The organism is Fructilactobacillus sp. X3R2C1 (assembly GCF_059901235.1).
Genome location: NZ_JBWXVA010000004.1, coordinates 18,015 through 39,245 on the forward strand (window position 1 = coordinate 18,015; position 21,231 = coordinate 39,245).

General features: G+C 42.9%; 22 protein-coding genes. 4 read left to right on the forward strand and 18 right to left on the reverse strand.

What is annotated here, in order from left to right:
• Positions 1 to 213: 213 nt before the first annotated feature.
• Positions 214 to 2,121 carry a thiamine pyrophosphate-dependent enzyme gene (locus AC6UDB_RS04870; protein ID WP_500709302.1) on the reverse strand — a complete coding sequence of 636 codons (1,908 nt, stop codon included), beginning with the start codon at positions 2,119 to 2,121 and terminating at the stop codon, positions 214 to 216.
• 223 nt (positions 2,122 to 2,344) lie between these two features.
• Here AC6UDB_RS04870 and AC6UDB_RS04875 point away from each other — a divergent pair, with 223 nt between their 5' ends.
• The gene (locus tag AC6UDB_RS04875; RefSeq protein ID WP_500694170.1) at positions 2,345 to 2,542 is read left to right on the forward strand and encodes a hypothetical protein; all 198 of its coding nucleotides are present in this window, start codon (positions 2,345 to 2,347) and stop codon (positions 2,540 to 2,542) included.
• Between the two features lie 132 nt (positions 2,543 to 2,674).
• Here the strand turns inward: AC6UDB_RS04875 and AC6UDB_RS04880 are convergent, their stop codons facing one another.
• From AC6UDB_RS04880 to AC6UDB_RS04935, 12 genes are all read right to left on the reverse strand, one after another.
• Complete coding sequence (locus tag AC6UDB_RS04880) at positions 2,675 to 3,511, reverse strand: MetQ/NlpA family ABC transporter substrate-binding protein (RefSeq protein WP_500709303.1); 837 nt, start codon at positions 3,509 to 3,511, stop codon at positions 2,675 to 2,677.
• 430 nt (positions 3,512 to 3,941) lie between these two features.
• On the reverse strand, positions 3,942 to 4,118 hold the full coding sequence (locus AC6UDB_RS04885) for a hypothetical protein (protein WP_500709305.1): 177 nt from the start codon (positions 4,116 to 4,118) through the stop codon (positions 3,942 to 3,944).
• Between the two features lie 134 nt (positions 4,119 to 4,252).
• On the reverse strand, positions 4,253 to 5,023 hold the full coding sequence (locus tag AC6UDB_RS04890) for a YibE/F family protein (RefSeq protein ID WP_500699683.1): 771 nt from the start codon (positions 5,021 to 5,023) through the stop codon (positions 4,253 to 4,255).
• Positions 5,020 to 6,135: a YibE/F family protein gene (locus tag AC6UDB_RS04895; RefSeq protein ID WP_500709306.1), complete on the reverse strand. Its 1,116-nt coding sequence runs from the start codon at positions 6,133 to 6,135 to the stop codon at positions 5,020 to 5,022. Before AC6UDB_RS04895 ends, AC6UDB_RS04890 begins: the two co-directional genes overlap by 4 nt.
• 133 nt (positions 6,136 to 6,268) lie before the next feature.
• Positions 6,269 to 7,525 (reverse strand): NupC/NupG family nucleoside CNT transporter, encoded by a 1,257-nt coding sequence (locus tag AC6UDB_RS04900; protein ID WP_500695972.1) that lies wholly within the window; start codon positions 7,523 to 7,525, stop codon positions 6,269 to 6,271.
• A 195-nt stretch (positions 7,526 to 7,720) separates the two neighbouring features.
• The gene (locus AC6UDB_RS04905) at positions 7,721 to 7,990 is read right to left on the reverse strand and encodes a hypothetical protein (RefSeq protein ID WP_500695971.1); all 270 of its coding nucleotides are present in this window, start codon (positions 7,988 to 7,990) and stop codon (positions 7,721 to 7,723) included.
• Between the two features lie 11 nt (positions 7,991 to 8,001).
• Positions 8,002 to 8,742: an SDR family oxidoreductase gene (locus AC6UDB_RS04910; RefSeq protein WP_500709307.1), complete on the reverse strand. Its 741-nt coding sequence runs from the start codon at positions 8,740 to 8,742 to the stop codon at positions 8,002 to 8,004.
• Positions 8,743 to 8,757: 15 nt separating this feature from the next.
• Complete coding sequence (locus tag AC6UDB_RS04915) at positions 8,758 to 9,423, reverse strand: SDR family oxidoreductase (protein ID WP_500709308.1); 666 nt, start codon at positions 9,421 to 9,423, stop codon at positions 8,758 to 8,760.
• Positions 9,424 to 9,887: 464 nt separating this feature from the next.
• Positions 9,888 to 10,811 carry a carbamate kinase gene (arcC, locus tag AC6UDB_RS04920; RefSeq protein WP_500709309.1) on the reverse strand — a complete coding sequence of 308 codons (924 nt, stop codon included), beginning with the start codon at positions 10,809 to 10,811 and terminating at the stop codon, positions 9,888 to 9,890.
• Positions 10,812 to 12,230 carry a basic amino acid/polyamine antiporter gene (locus AC6UDB_RS04925; RefSeq protein WP_500699689.1) on the reverse strand — a complete coding sequence of 473 codons (1,419 nt, stop codon included), beginning with the start codon at positions 12,228 to 12,230 and terminating at the stop codon, positions 10,812 to 10,814.
• A gap of 79 nt (positions 12,231 to 12,309) precedes the next feature.
• On the reverse strand, positions 12,310 to 13,359 hold the full coding sequence (gene argF / locus AC6UDB_RS04930) for an ornithine carbamoyltransferase (RefSeq protein ID WP_500701418.1): 1,050 nt from the start codon (positions 13,357 to 13,359) through the stop codon (positions 12,310 to 12,312).
• A gap of 16 nt (positions 13,360 to 13,375) precedes the next feature.
• Positions 13,376 to 14,614, reverse strand: a complete 1,239-nt coding sequence (locus AC6UDB_RS04935) for an arginine deiminase (protein WP_500709310.1) — start codon at positions 14,612 to 14,614, stop codon at positions 13,376 to 13,378.
• Between the two features lie 599 nt (positions 14,615 to 15,213).
• On the opposite strand from AC6UDB_RS04935, the gene AC6UDB_RS04940 reads away from it, so the two are divergent.
• On the forward strand, positions 15,214 to 15,444 hold the full coding sequence (locus tag AC6UDB_RS04940; RefSeq protein WP_500694182.1) for a hypothetical protein: 231 nt from the start codon (positions 15,214 to 15,216) through the stop codon (positions 15,442 to 15,444).
• Between the two features lie 56 nt (positions 15,445 to 15,500).
• Here the strand turns inward: AC6UDB_RS04940 and AC6UDB_RS04945 are convergent, their stop codons facing one another.
• Positions 15,501 to 16,085: an NADPH-dependent FMN reductase gene (locus tag AC6UDB_RS04945; RefSeq protein WP_500695964.1), complete on the reverse strand. Its 585-nt coding sequence runs from the start codon at positions 16,083 to 16,085 to the stop codon at positions 15,501 to 15,503.
• A 194-nt stretch (positions 16,086 to 16,279) separates the two neighbouring features.
• Here AC6UDB_RS04945 and AC6UDB_RS04950 point away from each other — a divergent pair, with 194 nt between their 5' ends.
• Together AC6UDB_RS04950 and AC6UDB_RS04955 are read left to right on the forward strand one after the other, a co-directional pair.
• Positions 16,280 to 16,483: a hypothetical protein gene (locus AC6UDB_RS04950; RefSeq protein ID WP_500709311.1), complete on the forward strand. Its 204-nt coding sequence runs from the start codon at positions 16,280 to 16,282 to the stop codon at positions 16,481 to 16,483.
• Between the two features lie 78 nt (positions 16,484 to 16,561).
• Entirely contained in the window at positions 16,562 to 17,302 is a 741-nt protein-coding gene (locus AC6UDB_RS04955; RefSeq protein ID WP_500709312.1) for a DsbA family oxidoreductase, read from the forward strand.
• A 42-nt stretch (positions 17,303 to 17,344) separates the two neighbouring features.
• Here the strand turns inward: AC6UDB_RS04955 and AC6UDB_RS04960 are convergent, their stop codons facing one another.
• The 4 genes from AC6UDB_RS04960 to AC6UDB_RS04975 form a co-directional block, all read right to left on the reverse strand.
• Positions 17,345 to 17,962 carry a YczE/YyaS/YitT family protein gene (locus tag AC6UDB_RS04960; RefSeq protein ID WP_500707991.1) on the reverse strand — a complete coding sequence of 206 codons (618 nt, stop codon included), beginning with the start codon at positions 17,960 to 17,962 and terminating at the stop codon, positions 17,345 to 17,347.
• Between the two features lie 92 nt (positions 17,963 to 18,054).
• Positions 18,055 to 18,534: a 23S rRNA (pseudouridine(1915)-N(3))-methyltransferase RlmH gene (gene rlmH, locus AC6UDB_RS04965; RefSeq protein WP_500709313.1), complete on the reverse strand. Its 480-nt coding sequence runs from the start codon at positions 18,532 to 18,534 to the stop codon at positions 18,055 to 18,057.
• Positions 18,535 to 19,120: 586 nt separating this feature from the next.
• On the reverse strand, positions 19,121 to 20,380 hold the full coding sequence (locus AC6UDB_RS04970) for a S1C family serine protease (RefSeq protein ID WP_500706088.1): 1,260 nt from the start codon (positions 20,378 to 20,380) through the stop codon (positions 19,121 to 19,123).
• A gap of 59 nt (positions 20,381 to 20,439) precedes the next feature.
• On the reverse strand, positions 20,440 to 21,228 hold the full coding sequence (locus AC6UDB_RS04975) for an MBL fold metallo-hydrolase (RefSeq protein ID WP_500701423.1): 789 nt from the start codon (positions 21,226 to 21,228) through the stop codon (positions 20,440 to 20,442).
• Positions 21,229 to 21,231 lie beyond the last annotated feature (3 nt).

The following is a 21,231-nucleotide window of genomic DNA, read 5'->3' on the forward strand; positions in this document are numbered from 1 at the left end:
CATGGCTAACACTACGAAAGTCACGATCCAAAAAACAACTAAAAACCAATTAACAAATCTTTTAAAACTCATTATATTTCATCTCCGATATCCTCTTGTGATTACTTTCATCATACCATTAAATCGCCGTGAGCTGAGGAATTTGCTCAAGTTTTTACATCCTCTATTTGCCCACAAAAAAGAGCTCTCAATGAGAGCTCTTTTTCTTACTTATTAAAGTTGAACATCGTATTTATCGAAGAAGTCCTTAAGTGGTAACAAGCCTTCGCCACCATATTCTGCGAAGAATTCTGGTAATGTGTAAGTCTTATTGTCATTCTTGTCTTTCTTGTAGTTTGGACTGATGGTTTCAACGATTTGACCATTTTCAATCTTAACAATCAAATCTTCAACTGGAAGTCCACGGTCTTGGTTAATCTTTGCGTCAATCAAGAATGGGTGACCGGCTTTGGTAACCTTAACGGCTTTGTCAAAAGCAGCTGGAAGTTCAGAAACGTTGTGAACAGTCGTAGCGTCAATTCCCATTCCCTTAGCGATCAATTCAAAGCTTTGACCTTGAAGTTGAAGGCCGAAGAATTGCATTGGTAAGTCTTCTTGTTCACCTTCGATGAAGCCTAAGTCTTCGTTTGAAGTAACCACGTTAATAACTGGAAGTTGATACTTCGTCAAAGTTACTAAGTCTTGGATAACCATTGAAAGGGCACCGTCACCAGCAATGTTAAAGACTTGACGATCTGGGTAAGCCTTCTGAGCAGCAATGGCACCAGGAAGTCCAGAACCCATCGTTGCAAACAATGCGGAAATGACCCACTTGTTAGTTGGTTGAATGTCCAAGTATCTGAAACTGTTGATGATGTTGTCACCAACGTCGATTGAGAAGACAGCATCTTTGTCGGCTACTCGGTTAATTTGTTTGTAGATTGGGGCAACTGGCATGGTTGAGTTAGCGTTAGTCATGGTGTCCTTCAAGTGCTTACCAAAGTCCTTGAATTCTTCCATGAAACTACCATTACTCTCATCGGTCTCGTCACTACCAATGTTTAACATCTTGTGAATGTACTCCATCCAGTTAGCTTGGTCAGCAACGGCAGCCTTGTAGAATGGACTTGGAGCAACTTTTTCACTTTGAGCCAATGCCTTGTCAACAAATGAGCCCGCGTCAGACCAGATTGGGAGGTCAACTTCGTGGTGACGACCAAGTTGGATTTGAGAGTCATCAACTTGGATGTAAGCGAATTTGTGACTTGCATAAACTGATTTAGCGAATGGGAAGTCACCACCAATGGCGATAACTAGGTCAGCGGTACTTAAGATTTCGTCAGCGGCCTTTGATGCGGCACGGTTGGCGGTTCCTAGGTTAGCTTCGTAGTTGGCGTCAACGTAGCCTAAAGCTAATCCGTCCATAATAACTGGAATCTGGAGTTTCTTTGAAAGTTCGATTAACTTGTCGCCGTTGCCCTTGATTCCACGACCAACGTGAAGCACTGGACGTTTAGCGTTCTTAATCATCTTAAGGGCTTGACTTACTTCGTCATCAGTTGCGACTGGTTCTGGAGCTGGCTTGTCGTAAGTCTTTGATGCAGAACTGTACGGAACATCTGGAATTTCGTCAAAACCGAAGTCATTTGGAATGACAACTACGGCAACACCCTTGTTAGCGTATGCTTCGTGAATCGCACGGTCAACAACGTGTGGCAAGCTTTCAGGAGTCATTACAATACGGTCATAAACCGAAACATCAGAGAACATTGGGGTCTCTGGAAATTCTTGGAAGTAATTGTAGTTCATGTTGTCATGACCAACTTGGCCAACGATGGCAAGTACTGGAGCGTGGTCTTCTTTAGCGTCATACAAGCCGTTTAATAAGTTGACCGCACCAGGACCAGCTGATCCAAAGGCAACTCCGACTTTACCAGTTAGTTTAGCGTGAGCAGCGGCCGTTAATGCCCCAACCTGTTCGTGTCGAATTTGTACGTAATTAATGTTATCTTTTTCTTGATCGAGCGCAGCAAGCGTTGAGTTAATGGAACCACCAGGGTATCCATAAACGTCCTTAACGCCATATGATTCAATAACTTTAAGCATTGCTACTGCTGCAGGAATTTTCTTTACATCTGTCATAATTTCTTCCTCCCAAAAGTACTTAATTCTTTTGTTGACCCTAATATACTCCCATATGAAAACGGTTGCAATAAAAACGCTTGCTTAATTTATTAAGTCTTTTTAATGTAAATCACGAAATTAACAAAAGGCAATAAATTCCCAATTTAACGGCAATTTGAGCGTGTTATTAGTTATCTTTTGGCGCGTCATATGTAATAATACTAGTAAGGAGGTGAAAAACATGAACTTTTCTGGATTAGTTGAAACTGGCGATGGTCGTTTGATTAACGTGAACAACGTGAACTCAATCCATCCCCGCGAATCAGAAGGTAACATCATTTCATACCAAGTTACTTTCAACAACAATACTACTGAAGAAATCGACATCGATGCTTTTGAAGCCCTTAAGAACATCGCTTTGAACAAAGATAACAAGTAGGATTGGCAATACTTAGAAAAAACAGGTTAACTGTGAGGTTGGCCTGTTTTTGTGTGGAATAAGTTTCACGTGAAACAAAAAAACCTCCAAACATTTGGAGGTTTTTATCGTATTTTTAGACACAGTGTTCAATTATTTCTCAGGAATTTCCCACTCCTGGTCCTGATTGTGTTTCTTCATGTAGTTCATGAACTGCTTGGAGTTGTAAGCCTTCTTGACGTCTTGAGCCCACTTGGTGTGCTCATTCTTCTTGTTTACAACGGCTAGCAACATGTACTGACTCTGTGGATTTTCACGCAACAGCATTGAACTTGCCGGAATCTTAGCCCCGTAAGTGTCAGAACCAGGAATAATGGCGTAGTCCACGCTGTTTCTGGAACGTGGTTCGTTGGCCGAATCCATTTCATCAAATTTCAGGTCATACTTGTTGTCGATGATGTCATTTTTAGTGGCCTTGATGGGATCCACGCCTTTCTTCAGCTTAATCCAACCGGCTTTTTCCATTACTAGAAAAGCCCGTGACATGTTGGATGGATCGTTTGGAATGGCAACTGTGTCACCCTTCTTGACGTCCTTTAAGCTGTGCTTTTTGGCCGGATAAATCCCAGTTGGAATGGTTGGCACCTTAGTCAAGGCAACCAAATTACCATGATTTTCCTTGTTAAAGTTATTCATGTAGGCTCCGTGTTGTTCAACGTTTAAGTCAACCTGACCCTGGTTTAATGCCATATCGGCATTCAGCAAGACGGAGAATGACTTATTTTTTACCTTGTACCCGTCTTTTTCAAGAATGGGTTTGATGCCCTTCATAAATAGGTCACTGTAAGGACCAGGCGAACTTGCTAAAGTGATCGTCTTTTTGTTTGACTGTGGTGCATGTGCCTTCTGATACGGCCGATACACAAACGTATATCCAAATAAAATCACGATAATTGCGACTAAAGCGGTAATCCAATATCTTTTCTTCATCCTATTTCTCCCTTTCAACTAAGTAATCCTAGTTCTGCCAAAACCTCGTTAAACGAAACAATTAAAAAAATCAGTTAGACTATCCATAAAGTTAGCCTAACTGATCCTTTTTCTCCACGTAAATAGAGTAGATTAGTATATTCGATTGAGTTGGAATTCACCAATCTCAGTTAGACTAACAAAATGTTGTATCTAACTGAGCACAAAAATTACTACACTTAGATACAGGCGTTTGATCAACACCCGCATCTAAAACTACGAACGCTGACCTACATGTAACAAGTACAGCAACAGCAAGTATTTTGATAGTTCGTAGTAATCATTGTCATTTGGTTTCATCCCTTTCTTATTTTGCATTAATTTAACCACAGAAATCGCGAGTTGTAAAGGATAAAGTTCACAAATCACTTGGGAACTGATCGGTCATACTTCAAAATTCCCTTTCTAATATCATTTCCAACTTTTTTCCAATCGTCTGAAATTGATTTTGATTCGGAAAGATTGCTATAAAGACTTTTACTTCTTTCATAAATGGTGCCAATAAATGAAGTGAAGCATATTTAAGATTTTTAGCAGCATTTGAAGTTATCTTAAAATATTTATACATAAAGATTACCTCCTAAATATACTACGCATTAAACTCTAGCTAACTTCATCTTATCATTTTATCATTATTTATCGATAAAAATATAACTTTTCAAATTAAAAGGATCCTCACATGTGTGAGGATCCTTTTGCATATTATGCTTTGTTAGCTTTCTTCAACTTGCGATGTTTCAGATACAGCATCACCGCGATGGTCACGGGAATGGTCAATACCACTCCAATTGCCGAAATCAACGTCATGATCAATTCTGACGCAAAAATCTTGTCGTTCATGACCATACCGATACTGTAGTGCAGGCGCGCAAACCAGATGAACAAACCAACTAGCTCCCCGTAGAAACTAAAGAACAGGGTGTTAAAGGCCGTTCCAACAATTTCTTTTCCAATCGAAACCCCGATATAACTGAAGTCCTTATCAGAAATCTTGATGTTGTGGTCCTGAATCTCAACTAAACCGGTGGCCATCGCAACAGCAGCTTCGGCCACCGCTCCCAAACAACTCAGAATCGTCATTGCGCACGAAACGTTTAGGAATTTCACGCCAATTAAGAGCGACATTCCTTCCAAATCTTCGGTATTTTCGGGTCCAAAGCCTTGCACCTGCGCCCAATGTTCCACTGGAATGATCAATGCAATTACGATTGCCACCACGATTAACGAGGTCACAAACGCTACGTCGGCGTTTCGTCCTTGCTCATTACCGAAGTAAATCGTGATGACCAGAATGATGACGGCGTTAACCAGTGTGACCCAGAGGTACGGAATGCCAAACGCAATCAAAACGACGGACATGAAGACCAAACCAAAGTTACACAAAAGACCAATAAAGGCCACGAAACCTTTGGAGCCACCTGCCAGCAGCATTGCGAAAAAGAGAATGATTAATAAGACGGTCATGGTACTCATTTAATCACCTTCATTTCACAAAGTGCACTCGCAATCAGGCTGGTAATCGGCACCGTCAGTGTGATTCCAATTGCGCTAATCAAACTTTGAATGATTCCAAGTGACATAATCATTGAGAACGAGTAGCCCCAGCTATTGCCGTTTCTTAAAAACAGCACCATCATCGGAAAAGTGCCAGCCACGAAGATGAGGAACAAAACGTTAATCAGCGGTCCCATGATTGACCGCCCGATGTTTTGCCCGTTCTTTAAGAGCTTCAAGAATGAGAGACTATGGTCTTCCTCGTAAACCGCAAACAGGCTGGACGTAATATCGGCTGAGAGGTCCATGATGGCTCCTAGTGACCCAATCATACAACCAACGAAGTAGATTGGCAGTCGTTTTTGGGTCACGTAGTCCATCATCTCAAAGTTCATGCCCCGCTCGTGCGTGACCGACAGGACAATGAACGCAATCAGAATCGCGACCGCGGTCCCTAGAATCGTGGACGAAATCGTCACGACCGTCTCCTTTGACACCCCAAAAATCAGGATGGCGGTGACAATCGTGAAAATGACCGACAAGATGGCAAACAAGATGAACGGATTGAAGCTCGTCCCCACGTCAATTGAGACCGCCAAAAAGAACAGGACGGCGTTGATGATAATACTTAAAAGCGCCATGGAGCCACTAAACTTCAGAATCACCAGCAACAGCATTATCGTCAGCCAGATTAAGAAGACGACCGCGGTGTCCCGCTTAAAACCGTTGATCAGAATCGACGAAGGCTTTAAGTTCTTGTTGGCGACGTGGATAAAGACCTGTTGGCCGGCATGATATTTCATGTCGGTCGCCCCGGCACCAGAATACTGGTTGTTGGCGGTAATCGTCTTGCCCTTGTACTCCCCGTTTAAAACTTTCAGCGTCAGTTTCTGATTCTCTTGGTAATCATGATTCTTAAATTCATCAGTTTGACTAGTGCGACCATAGTTGTGCACGTTTACGACTCGAGCCACCGTCTGTTTGTACATTGGTGCGTCGAAATGGGTGAAGGTCACGGCGACGATTCCCGAGATTAGCACCAAGACGATGGCGAGCCAACGAATCTTTAGCTTTGGATGGATTCGTTTCAAATTCTCATCCCCTAATTATTTACGTTCAGTGTATCATACTAAAATTAAGTTTCGCTAAACTTACGTATTTATAGCTAGACAACAAAAAACACCTCTGAATTCAATCAGAAGTGTCATGAATTTTATTTAATAATTACCAAACGAATAGCCCGACAATTCCGGCCGAGAGTAGTGATACCAAGATTCCGGATAGGATTAAGTATCCAACGTTTCTGGAAATAACGTCGTTCTTTTCACGGCTGACTAAGCCCTTCAGACATCCAATGACCATGCCAACGGTACTGAAGTTGGCAAAGGAAGTTAAAAAGACACAGAGTTGGGCTTGATAGTGAGCTGGGAAGATGTGTAAGTTGTTAATATGGGGAGCGATGGCACCCATGACCACAAATTCGTTGGTCACTAACTTGGTGCCCATGTATTGAGCAAACTGGAATGCGTGGTTAACGTCCATCCCCATCAGCCATGCAAATGGGAACATTACGATTCCAAGTAAGTGTTGAAGTGACAACCAAGGATTAATGAGTCCTAGTAACTTACTAATTAAGTTAGCAAGGGCCACGAAGGCAATGACGTTAGCAGCGATGATTAATACCAGTTTACCGGCACCTAAGATTGAGTCACCCAAAAATGAGAAGAACGGTTCTTTCTTGGGTTTTTCCGGCTTGTCAGCAACCGTCTCTTCAGCAACCTGCTCTGAGGGTTCCGTCATCGTCGCAATTGTGTCTTCTTCAGGCGTAACGTGAACGGGGTTCAGTAGTGAAGTCACGATGATGGCGTTCAAGATGTTAAGTGGGATTGCGGTTAAAACGTATTGACCCGGAATCATCTGGGTGTAAGAACCAACGATCGCAGCGGTGATACACGACATCGACATCATGGCAACCGTCAAGAGTCGTTCACTGGATAATTTCTTGAGTTGCAGACTAGAAACGGCTAGGGCTTCCGTGTTTCCAAGGAACATCATTTCAACGGCGTAAAATGATTCGAACTTTGGTTGTCCCGTGACCTTTGATAACGCAATTCCGATCCATTTAATGATAAATGGCAAGATCCCAAAGTATGTAAGGATATCAAATAACGGAACAATCATTAAGATTGGAAGCAGTGCTGAAGTCACAAAGTTCATCTGTTTGACGTGAACCCAGTTTGGCAGCGCAAAGGCAATCCCAGTGTAAGCAACCTGCACGATCCAGTTGAATCCTTCAGCGGCCCCCTTGACGGCATCTCGACCCCAACTAAAGCGAGTAAGGAGAAACGCGATGACGAGGTTTAAGACTAAAACGACGATAACCGATCGCCAGTTGACGTGCTTGTGATCCTTGGAAAACAAAAAGGCAATTCCGAGGAACACGGCGACCCCAATGATGTTAATGATTAGATAGTAATTCATCGAACTTTCTCCTCCATTTTATATGCAATGTTCGGATATTATCAGATAACAAAATTCGAACAACCTGTTTTTTATAATAATAGTATTAAACATTAACAATTTCAACCTTCATCGCGGAAATGGTTCACGGATTGGTTAATTTTCCCGTAAAAAAAGACTAATTATCGGTTAAAACCAACAACTAGTCTAATTAATTTATTTCTTTTCTCGTCGTTTATCAATGCGTTCGTCGTACCACGTAAAAATCAGGAGCAGCCCAATCATAATCAGATTGACAATCGACTGCAGGACTTGATCTGGAACTAGTCCGTACATTAAAACGGTAATCAAAAACAGCACCAGGTATTTAGCCGAACGCAGATACTCCTGGGTGTAGACGTAGCGCGCAAACTGCATGATTGACAGGATGGCGATGATTAAAAACGAACCATCCCTTAAGACGTGCTTCGATACATCTAATTTCATATGCGTCAGTCCTAAATCTGATCGGTTGGTCGAATCACGATTTCGTTGACAGAGGCATCCTTTGGCATGTCAATGGCGTACAGGATGGATTGCGCAATCCGTTTGGGACTAAGAGGCGTCAAATCGTATGACTCAAACTGCTTCTTGATGTCTGGATCGGTAATGTGATTAGGCAATTCCGTAGCTACCGCACCGGGTGAAATCATGGTAACCCGAATGCCAGACTTGGCCTTGGCTTCTTCTTCTCGTAATGAATCACTAATCATCTTAACGGCCGCCTTTGTGGCACTGTACACCCCACTGTTAATTCCAGAAGTGTGAGCCGCCACCGAAGCGGTGTTGATGTACTGGCCACCACCTTGACCACGCATCGTATCAAGGGAAGCAGTAATCCCGTATAAAACACCCCTGATATTGACGTCAATCATGAGATTCCAACCTTTGACGTCACCCTTAATCAGTGGTGATTGGGGCATCACACCCGCATTGTTCATCCAAACGTCGATGCGACCAAACTGGTCAACCGCAGCGGACGCCAGGTTTCTAACCTCATCGAGTTTGGTGACATCGGTCTTCTGAACGGCAGCCACGCCACCATCAGCTTCGATATCTTCCTGAATCGCACGTAAGCGGTCCTCTCTTCTAGCACCCAGCACGACCTTGGCGCCGTTTTTTGCCAACAACTTGGCGGTCGCTTCACCAATTCCACTAGAAGCTCCCGTAATTACAACTACTTTATCTTTAACAGCCATCTTAATTCTCCCTAACTATTTTAAATTGTTAAGTGCGGTTTCGATACTCATGTCGCCACTGTGCATGACGATGACTTTATCAAAAGCATGCTGGTTATCTAAAACGTCAAACAAGACTTGCGAAACGTCGTTGATTGAGTTCGAACCAGGTTGTTCATCATTAAAGGTTACTTCGCCGGTTCCAGGAGTCTCAAGCAAGGATCCCGGTTGTAAAATGGTGTAGTTCAGGTCAGTATCGTGAATTAGCCAGTGGTCGGCCATGAACTTAGCAGCCTGGTAGTCCTGCAACTTGGCGTAGTGTTTCTTTCCCTCCCACTGGTCTGGTTGAAGCGCAAAGGCTGAACTGAGCATGATGTAACGTTTGACGCCGGCTTTTTCGGCGGCCTGCATGGTCTTGATGGCTCCGTAACTGTCAACTAGGACCACGTTGTGTCCACCGGATCCAGCGGTGAAGTAGATGGCATCAAAGCCCTTCATTGCGTCGGCCATTTCGTTAACACTCATGTCGACGATGCTAAACTTCATGGTGTTAATTTTGGGACGTTCCTCAACGGTGTCCACAAACTTGACTTCTTCAGGATGACGAGCCGCAATGGTAACCGAATCGTCAGTGTTTTTTTGAAATTGTTTTACTAGGTCAGAACCGACTCTTCCGGTTCCACCAATAATCATAATCTTCATAATTGAAACCTCCTATATACGTCTAAAGCATAACAAATTCAACTAAACGTTAATAGCGATATGCATGTGAAGTTTATGTTAAAGCCAGCGTTAATCGTGCCACCGTTCAATCACATAAAATAAATAAAGATAGACATTTTTATCATGTATGATATACTATGTTTGTACCGCGTAGGCGGTAGTTTTCAAACAAGATGCACTACTCCTTTCTATTTGATGGTTATGACCCACAAGTACCATGAAGTTCCCTTGCAACTATTTTTGATAGTTGCAAGGGAACTTTTTGTTTTAAAGACTAATCATGACATTGGATTACCTCTAACTAGATAAGAATAATCTTTGACATTTCGTTCTTAAATGCTAATATCAAATTGGAAAAATGGTTATAGTCCCGCGGACCACTTAATAACAACTAAAAATCACCCAAAGACTAGTTCATAGTCATCGGGTGATTTCTTCAGTCGTTATTTTTTAATGATCGTTGCTTGACCATTTTCCTCAAAATCGGCAACGTTATCTAATGACGTAATCACGGCTTCCTTGCCGGTGTTTTTCACAAACTGCATCGCCGCTTGAATCTTGGGTTCCATTGAACCCTTACCAAACTGACCTTGTTTTAGATACATGTCCAGTTCGTCAAGCGACACGTGTCCCAGTTCTCTTTGATTAGGCCGTCCGAAATTAATGGCCGCCTGGTCAATGCCCGTCAGGATAATTAACTGGTCGGCGTTCACCATTTGGCCGATTAGTGAAGCCGTAAAGTCTTTATCAATCACGGCTTCCACGCCTTCGACGTCCCCGTCATCGGTCATGACGACCGGAACGCCGCCACCACCACCAGCAATGACAGTGAACCCACTGTCAACCAGGGTGCTAATTTGCTTCGCCTCTAAAATGCTGATGGGATGAGGCGATGGAACGACCCGCCTGAATCCGCGACCGGCATCTTCGGCAAATTTCCAGTCCGGATGTTTCATTAAGACGGAATTAACGTCCGCGTAAAACGGACCGATGGGCTTGGTTGGATCCTTAAACGCTGGATCATTGGGATTGACTAATACCCGCGTGACAATGGTTGAACTAGTCATATCATTGTCTGAAAGGGCATCCCCAATCCACAGTCCTAACTCACCTTGAGTCATCGCTCCAACCACGTCAAGTGGCATTGGCGGATTTTCCTTCGTGCTACCGTTTAGTTCTTGGAGTAACAAGTTTCCAACTTGCGGGCCATTGCCGTGGGTAATCACTAACTGAAGGTTCTCAGTCGAATTACGCACGAACTTCACGATTTTTTTCGTGGTTTTTTTTAAAGCTTCTCTTTGCCCTTTCGCAGTTGGATCATCGGTTAAAATCGCATTGCCACCTAGAGCTATCACGATTCTCTTCATTTACGACACTCCTATCTTTCCCATAAATAGAGCAATGACCGCCCCAATGGCAGCAATCGTTATCAATGCCATCATGATCCATTCAAAGGGTGTGATTTTACGTCCTTGATTCTTGATTGCCTTGATGTAGAAACCAAAGCCTAGAACGTATGCAATTGAGCATAACCACAAGAATTGTAGTCCCGCCACTGCGATTCCGACAACTTCAAACAATAGAGCTAGGATGCCCGGCATCATTTTCTTGACCGAATGAGCCTGCAGCCCAGCCTTAATTTGATCGGCACCAACCAGCGCGTAACAAATCACAATCGCTGCCGTACACAACGAAATTGCCAGGTTGTACGCCTGATCGGTAAATAGTAACGAAATCAAAACAATTTGTACCAAAATCTGAGTTAACCACAATGAGTGTGAAGGTGAATTGTGCTTGTTTAAGTAACCGAACCACCGGGGTAGTAGCTTCTGATCAGCTAGTTGTGACGTCGCTTCAACCGGAAGCATGGTCCATGACAGGAGGGCACCGACCATGGTGATTATAAGTGAGATACTGACAAAAGCTGCACCTATTGGTCCAATCATATCTTTAACAACGTAGGTTAGGGCCGGGTTACTCAACTTAGCTAGTTTGGCTTGGGGTAAGTAACCATATGGTAGCATCGCAATCACGATGTTGATGATCAAGAGTGAGATGGTGCCAATAATGGTCGCCTTGGCCGCATCAGAACGCTTCTTAGCGCGTCCTGCCATCATCGTGGCTCCTTCAATCCCGATGAAGATCCACATGGTGGTGATGATACAGCCCTTGACTTGATCAAATACCCCCATTGCCGTCGCCGGACTATACGTGAAGTTAGTACTAAAATTAGCCCAGAAGTGGGCGGTGAAAACGTTAGCTTTGAATAAGACAATTCCTAAGATTGCGAAAGCAACCAAGGGAATTATTTTTATTACGGTGATAATGGTATTGATGAAAGCCGCGTTCTCAATCCCCATCGTTACTAACCACGTGAGTAGCCACGTGAATACCGACGCAATGATTACCGCTTGAATTGAGTTGCCTGATCGAAAAACCGGAAAGAAATAACCGATCGCTGACATCATCATGGTGGCAAACGCAATGTTACCAAGCCATGCCGATAGCCAGTATCCCCAGCCCGATAGAAATCCAGCAAAATCACCAAATCCATCTCTGGCAAAATCGGAAATTCCAGTCAGTTCTGGTTTATCCTCACTTAGAGACTTCAAACTCATTGCTAGTGCAAAAATTCCGACTCCAGTAATAATCCACGCAACGAGCGCGGGTCCCGGAGTGGCCGCTGCCGCAATCTGTTCACTGGCATTATAAATTCCAGCGCCAATCGCGGAACTAATGACCAGCATGATTAATCCAAATAATGAAACTCCCTTTTTATTTCCCATATAATTTACGCAATCCTCTCAAATCCTAATTTAGGACATGATTGTATCATTGATAATCCTATTTATGCTTTAGTAAAATTTAATTTTCGTTGTACATACTTAAGTCGCCTAAAGTGGCGGCCATAATTGCCATGATTGAGTGCTTGCGGTTGCCAGCTTCAACGAACTGGCGCCCGTAAGGACTTCTAAAGACCTCGTCGGTTACTTCCATTTCGGGACTGTTTAGGCCCTTGTATTTTTTAACTGCCTCTTTAGCAGTGGTGGTGTTGCCGTCATGAAAGGCTGGCAGACAGTGCATGAAAATCAATTCATCGTCAGGGGTGCCCGTCTTCTTCATTAAGTCCATGTTGACTTGGTATGGTAGTAGTTGGTCAATTCGTTGTTGCCAGTTGTTTTCACCCATTGACACCCAGACGTCGGTGTAGATGATGTTAGATCCTTTGACCCCTTTGTCGATATCAGAGGTAATCATGAAGTGGGCCCCAGATTGCTTAGCGTACTTTTCCGCTAAGTCGACCACCGCTTTTTCAGGGTGCAGTTCGTCTGGAGCAACGATGTGAACGTTCACACCCAGCATCGAACCAGTCACTAGTAAAGAATTAGCCACGTTATTTCGTCCGTCACCAACAAAGGTCAACGTGAGCCCCTTTAAGTGACCGAAGTTTTCCTTCACGGTCATGAAGTCAGCAATCATTTGAGTGGGATGCCACTCGTTTGAAAGACCGTTCCAAACGGGAACTCCCGAGTACTTGGCCATGATTTCCATGTCGGATTGTTCAAAGCCCCGGTACTCAATTCCGTCAGCCAGTTCGCCAAAGACTCGCGCGGAGTCTTCCACCGATTCCTTTTTGCCGAACTGACTTGAGGTTGGATCAATGTAGGCCGTGTTTCCACCTAAGTCGTCACCACCAAGTTCAAACGAAAGTCTGGTTCTGGTCGAAGTCTTTTGAAACAAGAGCACCAGGTCCTTGTCGTGTAAATACTTGGTCACCTTGCCATACTTCTTGTGTTCGTTTTTCAAGTTAATGGCAAAATCAATCAAAGCTTCAATCTGGGCTGGTGTAAAATCAGACTCCTTTAAAAAAGAACGTCCCTGCATTGATTTTAATTCCTCTAGTAATGTACTCATTTAATTTGCTCCCCCTCTAATTATTTTTATCAAGTGGTTCACGAATGATTGGTTGTGACATACAACGAGCTCCACCACGGCCACGCGATAGTTCTGAAGACAAAATCTCGTAAACGGTAATACCGTGTTTCCGCATCACATCAATCGTGACCGTGTTGCGATCGTATGTGACCACTTCCCCAGGGGCAATTGCCAGGTTATTTGACCCATCGTTCCACTGTTCACGTGGAGCGGCAACTGGGTCACCATTACCGGTCTCCATCATGTCAATCTCAGATAATCCAAGAACTTCCTTGAGTGTATCCGGCAGACTTTCACGATGTTCCATGTTGATGGTATTGTTTTTTCCGGGATGAAGGATGTTAATATTCATCTTACCACCGTTCATGATCCCTGGATATACGGTAAATTGGTCGTAGTTGACCATGGTGAAGACCGTATCTAGATGCATCATGGCATGGTTATGCGGAATTTGAACCGCCACGATTGTGTCAAAATGTGACTTCGGATCTTCAAAAAGTTTGTGAGCCAGTTTTTCAATCGAACGAGTTGAGGTTCGTTGCGAGCAACCAATTGCCATGACGTGATCGTTTAAAACGAGTTCGTCACCACCCTCAATCCGAGCATCATTATAGCGGTCCAGCCAAACGTCAACTTTTCCGGCAAACCGTGGATGATACTTCATCACGTACTCCGTGATGAGTGACTCCGGACGCCGCGCCTCAAAAGTCATGTGGTTAATCGTTAAACCAGATCCCATCGAAGCTTGCGGATCCCTGGTAAAGTACGCATTTGGTAGTGGATCCAGTAGGAAGGGATCAAAAGCGTTCGTCCCGGCCACGTCGTGCAAACTTGGGTGAGTAAAATGAATTTTATCTCGTCTTAGGCCGGCATAAATCGTACTGACCAAGTCGTGAATCGAGAGACTCTCAAAGTAGCGTTTGATGTCCTCTGCCGAACTACCCGTGTAGTAGTGTTCATTTAGGTAAGTTGACTCAAAATCATCCCTTACGTCATCCTTTTTTAAGATGTCTTCCAACAAATCCTCGATGTACACAACCTCCACTCCATGATCACGGAGTAGATTGGTGAAATAATCGTGCTCTTTGTCAGCGATTTTTTGATACGGGATGTCATCAAACAACATCTGCTTCATGGTATCCGGAATGACATTTTCAATCTCTTTTCCGGGCCTGTGCATTAAGACAGACTTCAGCTGCCCAATTTCAGAGTTCACTTCAATTGCAGATTTCATAATAATCCTCCTTAAGATTGTTATTCATGCTTATGGTTAAACGATTTAACCACCCATATCGTACGGGGTTTCGCAATTTATAACAAGCATTTTAACCGACTAGAAAAAGTTTCCTAGTCGTACGTCAATAATGATAACTGTTTCACAAATTTTGTCAAATCATTCAAAGGTTGATAATTTGTAAAAGTGGATATGTGTTGATACAATGGGAAATCTAAACGTTTTTGCCAAATTTTAACTAACTTTTTAATAGTTACATGTTTAACAATCGTCGCACCAGAAAAATCCTCGAACGTAATATAACTTGGCTCTTAATTAATTAACTTTGTTGAATGTACTGATTAATGATAATCCATTATTAGTTGATACTTAGCCCCTTTAAATCAGCCTTAATCGCTAGTGCTTGTCAACCATCTAAAATAATTAAAAATAATCTCGCTTTTGTTTTAACGCAATGGTATAATTAGTTCGGTAATGAGAAGTACCAATCAATCTCTTTTGCCATTTTAAAAACATACCTGTGCACCAAATCTATTGAGAGACCTCCACGTCTACTCGGATTTGGTGTTTTTAGTAAAACAGAAGGGAGGTTACTTGAATTGACAGTCTTTAAGGAACTACTTGAACTAGTGATTTTGGTGTTACTGATGGTCTTAACCTTTTTTCATCCCAATCCTTGGGTAGGAATTGGCCTAAACGTCCTTTTAATCTTAATCTTGTGGCTCTTCCCCGAGGGAAGTAATAAGATTAACAAACTCTTCAAGTACATAATCACAGCGGTCTTCTTGATCTCGATTATCCTGATCGTCCTGCAGATGATTTTTCAATAAAAAAAAGGAGCACTTCAAAAAAATGAAGTGCTCCTTTTGCGTATTTACTTATAGACCTAATTACCTAAAAGCTTGGTGTAAGAAGCAATGTCACCTACGGCATCCTTTAACTGTTTGGAATAGTACTCTTCTGATGGCGCATTACTTACAAAATTGCCATCCTTTTCAAAGTTATCATCAATGTGACCAATCATGGTCATGTGTGGCAACATTACCATTCCCAACATGGATAAAGTGGGAAGAATGCCTAAAGCTGAAGCTTGACCAGACAAGGCACTGCTAGAATACGAAACAATTCGGGCAGGCTTGTCAGCCGTTTCAAAGCCGATGTAATCAAGGGCGTTCTTAAACGCGCCAGAAAGACCGTTGTCATAGACTGGTTCAATAAATAGATAACCGTCTCCAGCCTTGATGTTATCAATCCACTTCTTGGGGGCCCCCGTTAGTTTCCGGTCAGGATCACCCATTGGTGGGAGTGGTTCATTGAAGATTGGTAAGTCTAAATCACCAATGTCAATAAAGTTCAACTTGACCTCGTTATCAGACTCAAGTTCTTTTGCGTTCTTCTTTAAAAAGTTAAAAATTCCGGCACCACTAGAATTGGATCGGGCACTACCTAAAATTACGTCAACTGTTTTCATTTAATCTCTCTCCCTTTACTCACAAAAAGTAAGTTAATACGTACTTTAATTCTATTTAATTTCCGAAACAAAAGCAAGCAAAAAGCCCGCTTCGTAGTTGGCCTATCACAATTCTTTATAAATTAGTTAACTTTCATTACAATCAAAACTCACTATACTATAATAAGGTGAGAAGTAGATGAGGGGGAAGTAACATGAAGAATTGGCTTAATAAGATTCTCAAATCAGTCCGTGGCGATTCTGACAAGAAGTCATCGGATCATGCCGAGAATAAAAATCAAAACACTCCAAATGAAGCAAAAAACAGTGATAGTAAGCAAACCACTGAACAAAACCAAGATCCAAAACAAATCAAAAATGATAAGTTACTTGGAACAAGCAACGCCATTGATAAGTGATTCTTAAGCAAGATGATTGTGATTGATTCAGTTGAACACTATACTTTAGTTAGTAGATAATTTGTAGGAGGTACTAAAATGACGAAAAAAATGGAAGTCCAAGTTTGGTCCGATATTGCATGTCCGTTCTGTTACATCGGACGAGCCCACTTCAAGTCCGCACTAAGTGATTTTGACCATAAGGACGACGTTGAGGTTCATTACAATAGTTTTGAACTTGATCCAAACGCATCTGGTGAACCAGAAACCATGGCTGACCATATGAGTAAGGAAAAGGGAATGTCAAAGGAAAAAGTTTCTGAGTTTCTATCAACCATCACCGAACTGGCAAACGAAGCTGGTTTAAAGATGGATACCGGAAAGATTAAGGTGGTTAATACTTTAAAAGCACACCGCTTGCTTCACTTTGCGGGAACCAAGGGCAAAGAATCCGAACTGATGGACAAGTTATTCGAGGCTTACTTCGCCGACGGTCTAAACGTTGACGACAACTCCGTTTTAGTTGATCTTGCCATGAGCGTTGGTTTAAATCAAGACGAAGTCAAATCTGTCATCGATAGTGACAAATTCAAAGACGACGTCAGAGCTGACGAAGCCGCCGCTCAACAAGTTGGAATTAACGGGGTTCCGTTCTACATCTTCAACAAGAAGTACGCCGTTTCAGGTGCTCAACCAGTAAAAGTCTTCAAGTCTGCTTTAGACAAGGCTTGGGCTAGCTTTCAACCAATTGAAATGGTTGGTGGCGATGATGACCAGCAAAAGGGTGCTAACTGTGAAGGCGGAAGCTGCAGCGTTGACCCAAATGATAATAAAAATTAGTTAAACTAAACGGTCCGTTGGAAAAATCCAGCGGACCGTTTTTTATTTAATCAGATGGAGGTGTCTGCCCCAGAGTTCCACAAATGGACCCGAACACAACGAAATGATGACCGTCATAATTCCAATTGGACCAGAGACGAGAAACGCCAAAAACATGAAAAGCACATCCTGAATCACCCGCACTGACCAGTACGGCATGTGCAATCTTTGAGAGAAAATGGGAGCAATCGCGTCATACGAGGACACCCCGAACTTGGCCGACATGTACACGGCAATTCCTACCGTGAATATCAGGAATCCAAGGACAGCAAACAACAATTTCAACCAAAAGTTATCGAACACCAAGTAGGCACCGAACCAGAGCGTGAAATACTGAACCCCGTAACCCACCAGCATGTTAATCAAAGTCCCAAAGCCAATCTGATGGTAATCCAAAATCAGCACGATGACTAACAGAATCATGTAGTCGATGAACTGGATGTTACCCAAGCCAAGCGGTAAATGATGCGATAATCCGACACTTAACGCGGTAAAGGCGTCCATTCCGAGGTTTTCCTTTCGCATCAGGGTCATTCCCAAAGCGATAATCGCCGTTCCAATAGCGGTAATTAGAACTTGAACCAGAAAACGCAGCATCCGATGCGAATTTAAAATTTTCATTATTAATGACATCCTTTCGGCGTGTACGTGTAATTGAAGCAAATATCCATATTTTACAAATAAAATAATAAAAAAGCTAATCAGCCTGTTTCCTATTTATGGTACGGACTCCCGCTATTAATCATGAAAGCCCGATATATTTGTTCGGTTAACACCAAGCGCATCAGCTGGTGCGGTAGCGTAAAACGACCAAATGACAGTTCAAAGTTAGCCCGCTTCAAGACCTTAGGAGCAAGTCCCAACGACCCACCAATCACAAAGGTAATGTCCGAGTGACCGTACGTTGCGAGATCCTTGATTTTCTTCGCAAAGGCTTCAGAGGTCAGTTCATCGCCTTGAATTGCCAAAGCAATCACATACTCACGGTCCTTAATTTTAGCCAAAATTCGTGCTCCTTCTTGCTCCATCACCACGTCCATTTCCGCTTGACTAAGGTTCTCAGGCGCCTTTTCGTCGGGAACCTGAACAATCTTAAACTTGCAAAAACGAGAAAGTCGTTTGACATACTCATTAATTCCGTCTTTGAAGTATTTTTCCTTCAATTTTCCAACTACCACCAATTTAATGTTCATAAGTCGACTCCTTTAAACAGACTATCCACAAAGTTATCCACAGGTACCTTCACAAACTATCACGTTTCTGGAGAATTTAAAGACCTGTTAATATTTCGATTTTGTCAACAACATTTTTATTTATCCACAGAAATAAACAAGACATATGTTCGTTAACGCAATTTTCGTTGTTGTGATATCAACGTTTATCGCGTTCTTTTTTTAATAAAATTTTGTTACATAAACTTATGCACACTGCCTGTGGATAACTTCTTGATACTTTTCCACTATCATCTAAAGCCTAAATTACAGCTTTTGTGTTTTCACAATGAGTTTATCCCCAAAGTTATACACAGACTTTTACCACTTGACATTTCCAACCACGTATTTTCTGATTATTAATTTTTTTTAAACCAATTTTGTTCGGAGTTTACCGTCAATCCCTCTATCACGGAATTCATAAGTATCGTTACAATCATCACAACTAAAATTCAGGCCTCAGACGGACAATTGCTTCAATTATCGCATTAAGCTATCCGAATGTCAGTTCACTCTTTTCAAACAAAAAATGTTCGCCGCATCTACTCTACGACGAACATTTTTTAAATTACTGCTGTTTTGCTTGCTGATCTAGCGTAATCTCAGACGTTTTCATTTGTCCATTATGATAATAGGTAACGGAAATCTTGTCGCCAACGTTATGCTCATACAGGATGTCACGCAACTTACCCTGATTGGTAATGTCTTTTCCAGCCAACTTGGTAATTACGTCATTTTTCTTGAGACCCGCATTAGCGGCTGGTGAGCCACCCCTAACGTCCATCACCACAACTCCGTTGGTAACGTTTGAAGGGAGCTTTAAAATCGATTTCTGCTGCTTAACCGAGATATTAGCTAGGTCCACGTACTTAATGCCTAGTTCGGGACGAATTACCTTTCCGTTCTTAATGAGCTGGTTGATAATCCGTACGACCTCGTTACTTGGAATGGCAAAACCCATCCCTTCAACACTGGTACCGGAACTATCCTTCGACAGTTTCATGGAGTTAATCCCAACGACCTGTCCGGCACTATTTAGGAGTGGGCCACCTGAGTTTCCGGGATTAATGGCGGCATCGGTCTGAATAACCGTTGCGTCACCAGCACTGGCATTCTGTTGCCCATTCTCAGTGCTAGCCTGCGGAACTTCCCGCTTCTTTGCGGAAATGATTCCCTCAGTCAGAGACGAAGCGTACTCAGAACCAAGTGGTGATCCGATTGCAAGGGCGGTTTGACCCACCTTGATGTCGTCAGAATTACCGAAGTTAGCCACCTTATTGACACCATCGCCGTTAATCTTAAGAACGGCAAGGTCGGTTACGGCATCATGGCCAATTAGCTTAGCTTCCTTCTTCTGGCCGTTACTCAAGATAACTTCCAGGTTGGACGAACCAGACACCACGTGATTGTTGGTCACAATGTACGCTGAGCCGTTATCCTTATTGTAGACAACTCCAGAACCCTCACTAATCTGTTGCTGATCCTTTTGGTCTTGACCGCCATTGTCTCCACCATTTCCTCCGAACACGCCACCAAACATACCCTGAAGTGGATCAGAGTCACTGGACTTGGTCTTCTCGGTGTTAATGACCGAAACGACGGTATCCTTGTTGTCCTTAAAGACTTTTTCCGCCTGATTAGAGGCATTTACCCTTACATTCTCAACTTTTGCGGTTCCACCACGATTGGAACCCGCAGGGACGGATTGAGTTCCTAGAGACATTCCGCCGTTATACCACGAAATCCCACCATAGGCAATTCCACCGCCCAATAGACCGGCTACTAGTGCCACGATGGCAACTGTTAGTAGCGGATGTGTTCTCTTCATATTTACACCCCATTTAATATTATTCTATCAAATAGTTTTTAAAAAAGTATCAATTATTCTCAAAGAGTTATTAAATCGGATGGTTTTTCGACATCGGTGTCAAACAAATTGAAGTCATGACCAACCCCAAAGTCTTCGTTTTCAAGCATGGAAGCGACGGTGAGATGAGCCAAAGACTTCATGTTGTTATGATGACTGCGGTGCCCGATGAAGATGTTCTTGGTGTCACGTCCGATGATTTTCATCATGGCGTCCGCCCCGTCTTCATTTGACAAATGACCCTCATCACTCATGATGCGTTGCTTGGTTGGCCACGAATAGTCGCCGTTTCTCAGCATTTCCACGTCATGATTACACTCTAAAACGTAAGCGTTGGCGTCTCTTATGACCCCTTCAATGTGATCAGAGACGTAGCCCGTATCAGTCAACACCACAAAACTCTTATCGCCGTCGTGAAAATTGTAGAACTGGGCGTCGGCAGCATCATGGGACACACTGAAACTTTCAACGTCCAGGTCCCCAAATGACTTAGTGGTATCGGGATCAAAAATAAACTTTTGTTCCTCAGGAAATTTTCCGATCTTGTTACCCATCGCGTTCCAGGTCTTCTCGTTCGCGTAGACCTGCATGTCATACTTACGCGCCAAGATTCCCACTGATTTGGCATGATCGGTATGTTCGTGGGTCACAAATAACTTATCAACGTCGGTCAAACTTCGTCCAATTGAATTCATGAGGTTCTCAATCTTTTTGCCCGACAGTCCGGCATCAAGTAAGACCTTGTGCTGGTTCGTCTCAATATAAGTAACGTTGCCGCCACTTCCGCTCGACAATACACTGATTTTCATCGG

What these genes read in the sequence shown, in the direction of transcription:
- AC6UDB_RS04970 (WP_500706088.1), bottom strand. Translation starts at nt 20,380, where the DNA reads ATGAAGAGAACACATCCGCTACTAACAGTTGCCATCGTGGCACTAGTA.
- AC6UDB_RS04915 (WP_500709308.1), bottom strand. Translation starts at nt 9,423, where the DNA reads ATGAAGATTATGATTATTGGTGGAACCGGAAGAGTCGGTTCTGACCTA.
- AC6UDB_RS04885 (WP_500709305.1), bottom strand. Translation starts at nt 4,118, where the DNA reads ATGTATAAATATTTTAAGATAACTTCAAATGCTGCTAAAAATCTTAAA.
- AC6UDB_RS04870 (WP_500709302.1), bottom strand. Translation starts at nt 2,121, where the DNA reads ATGACAGATGTAAAGAAAATTCCTGCAGCAGTAGCAATGCTTAAAGTT.
- AC6UDB_RS04890 (WP_500699683.1), bottom strand. Translation starts at nt 5,023, where the DNA reads ATGAGTACCATGACCGTCTTATTAATCATTCTCTTTTTCGCAATGCTG.
- AC6UDB_RS04975 (WP_500701423.1), bottom strand. Translation starts at nt 21,228, where the DNA reads ATGAAAATCAGTGTATTGTCGAGCGGAAGTGGCGGCAACGTTACTTAT.
- AC6UDB_RS04945 (WP_500695964.1), bottom strand. Translation starts at nt 16,085, where the DNA reads ATGAAAACAGTTGACGTAATTTTAGGTAGTGCCCGATCCAATTCTAGT.
- argF (WP_500701418.1), bottom strand. Translation starts at nt 13,359, where the DNA reads ATGAGTACATTACTAGAGGAATTAAAATCAATGCAGGGACGTTCTTTT.
- AC6UDB_RS04925 (WP_500699689.1), bottom strand. Translation starts at nt 12,230, where the DNA reads ATGGGAAATAAAAAGGGAGTTTCATTATTTGGATTAATCATGCTGGTC.
- AC6UDB_RS04950 (WP_500709311.1), top strand. Translation starts at nt 16,280, where the DNA reads ATGAAGAATTGGCTTAATAAGATTCTCAAATCAGTCCGTGGCGATTCT.
- AC6UDB_RS04935 (WP_500709310.1), bottom strand. Translation starts at nt 14,614, where the DNA reads ATGAAATCTGCAATTGAAGTGAACTCTGAAATTGGGCAGCTGAAGTCT.
- AC6UDB_RS04900 (WP_500695972.1), bottom strand. Translation starts at nt 7,525, where the DNA reads ATGAATTACTATCTAATCATTAACATCATTGGGGTCGCCGTGTTCCTC.
- AC6UDB_RS04960 (WP_500707991.1), bottom strand. Translation starts at nt 17,962, where the DNA reads ATGAAAATTTTAAATTCGCATCGGATGCTGCGTTTTCTGGTTCAAGTT.
- AC6UDB_RS04905 (WP_500695971.1), bottom strand. Translation starts at nt 7,990, where the DNA reads ATGAAATTAGATGTATCGAAGCACGTCTTAAGGGATGGTTCGTTTTTA.
- rlmH (WP_500709313.1), bottom strand. Translation starts at nt 18,534, where the DNA reads ATGAACATTAAATTGGTGGTAGTTGGAAAATTGAAGGAAAAATACTTC.
- AC6UDB_RS04910 (WP_500709307.1), bottom strand. Translation starts at nt 8,742, where the DNA reads ATGGCTGTTAAAGATAAAGTAGTTGTAATTACGGGAGCTTCTAGTGGA.
- AC6UDB_RS04955 (WP_500709312.1), top strand. Translation starts at nt 16,562, where the DNA reads ATGACGAAAAAAATGGAAGTCCAAGTTTGGTCCGATATTGCATGTCCG.
- AC6UDB_RS04875 (WP_500694170.1), top strand. Translation starts at nt 2,345, where the DNA reads ATGAACTTTTCTGGATTAGTTGAAACTGGCGATGGTCGTTTGATTAAC.
- AC6UDB_RS04880 (WP_500709303.1), bottom strand. Translation starts at nt 3,511, where the DNA reads ATGAAGAAAAGATATTGGATTACCGCTTTAGTCGCAATTATCGTGATT.
- arcC (WP_500709309.1), bottom strand. Translation starts at nt 10,811, where the DNA reads ATGAAGAGAATCGTGATAGCTCTAGGTGGCAATGCGATTTTAACCGAT.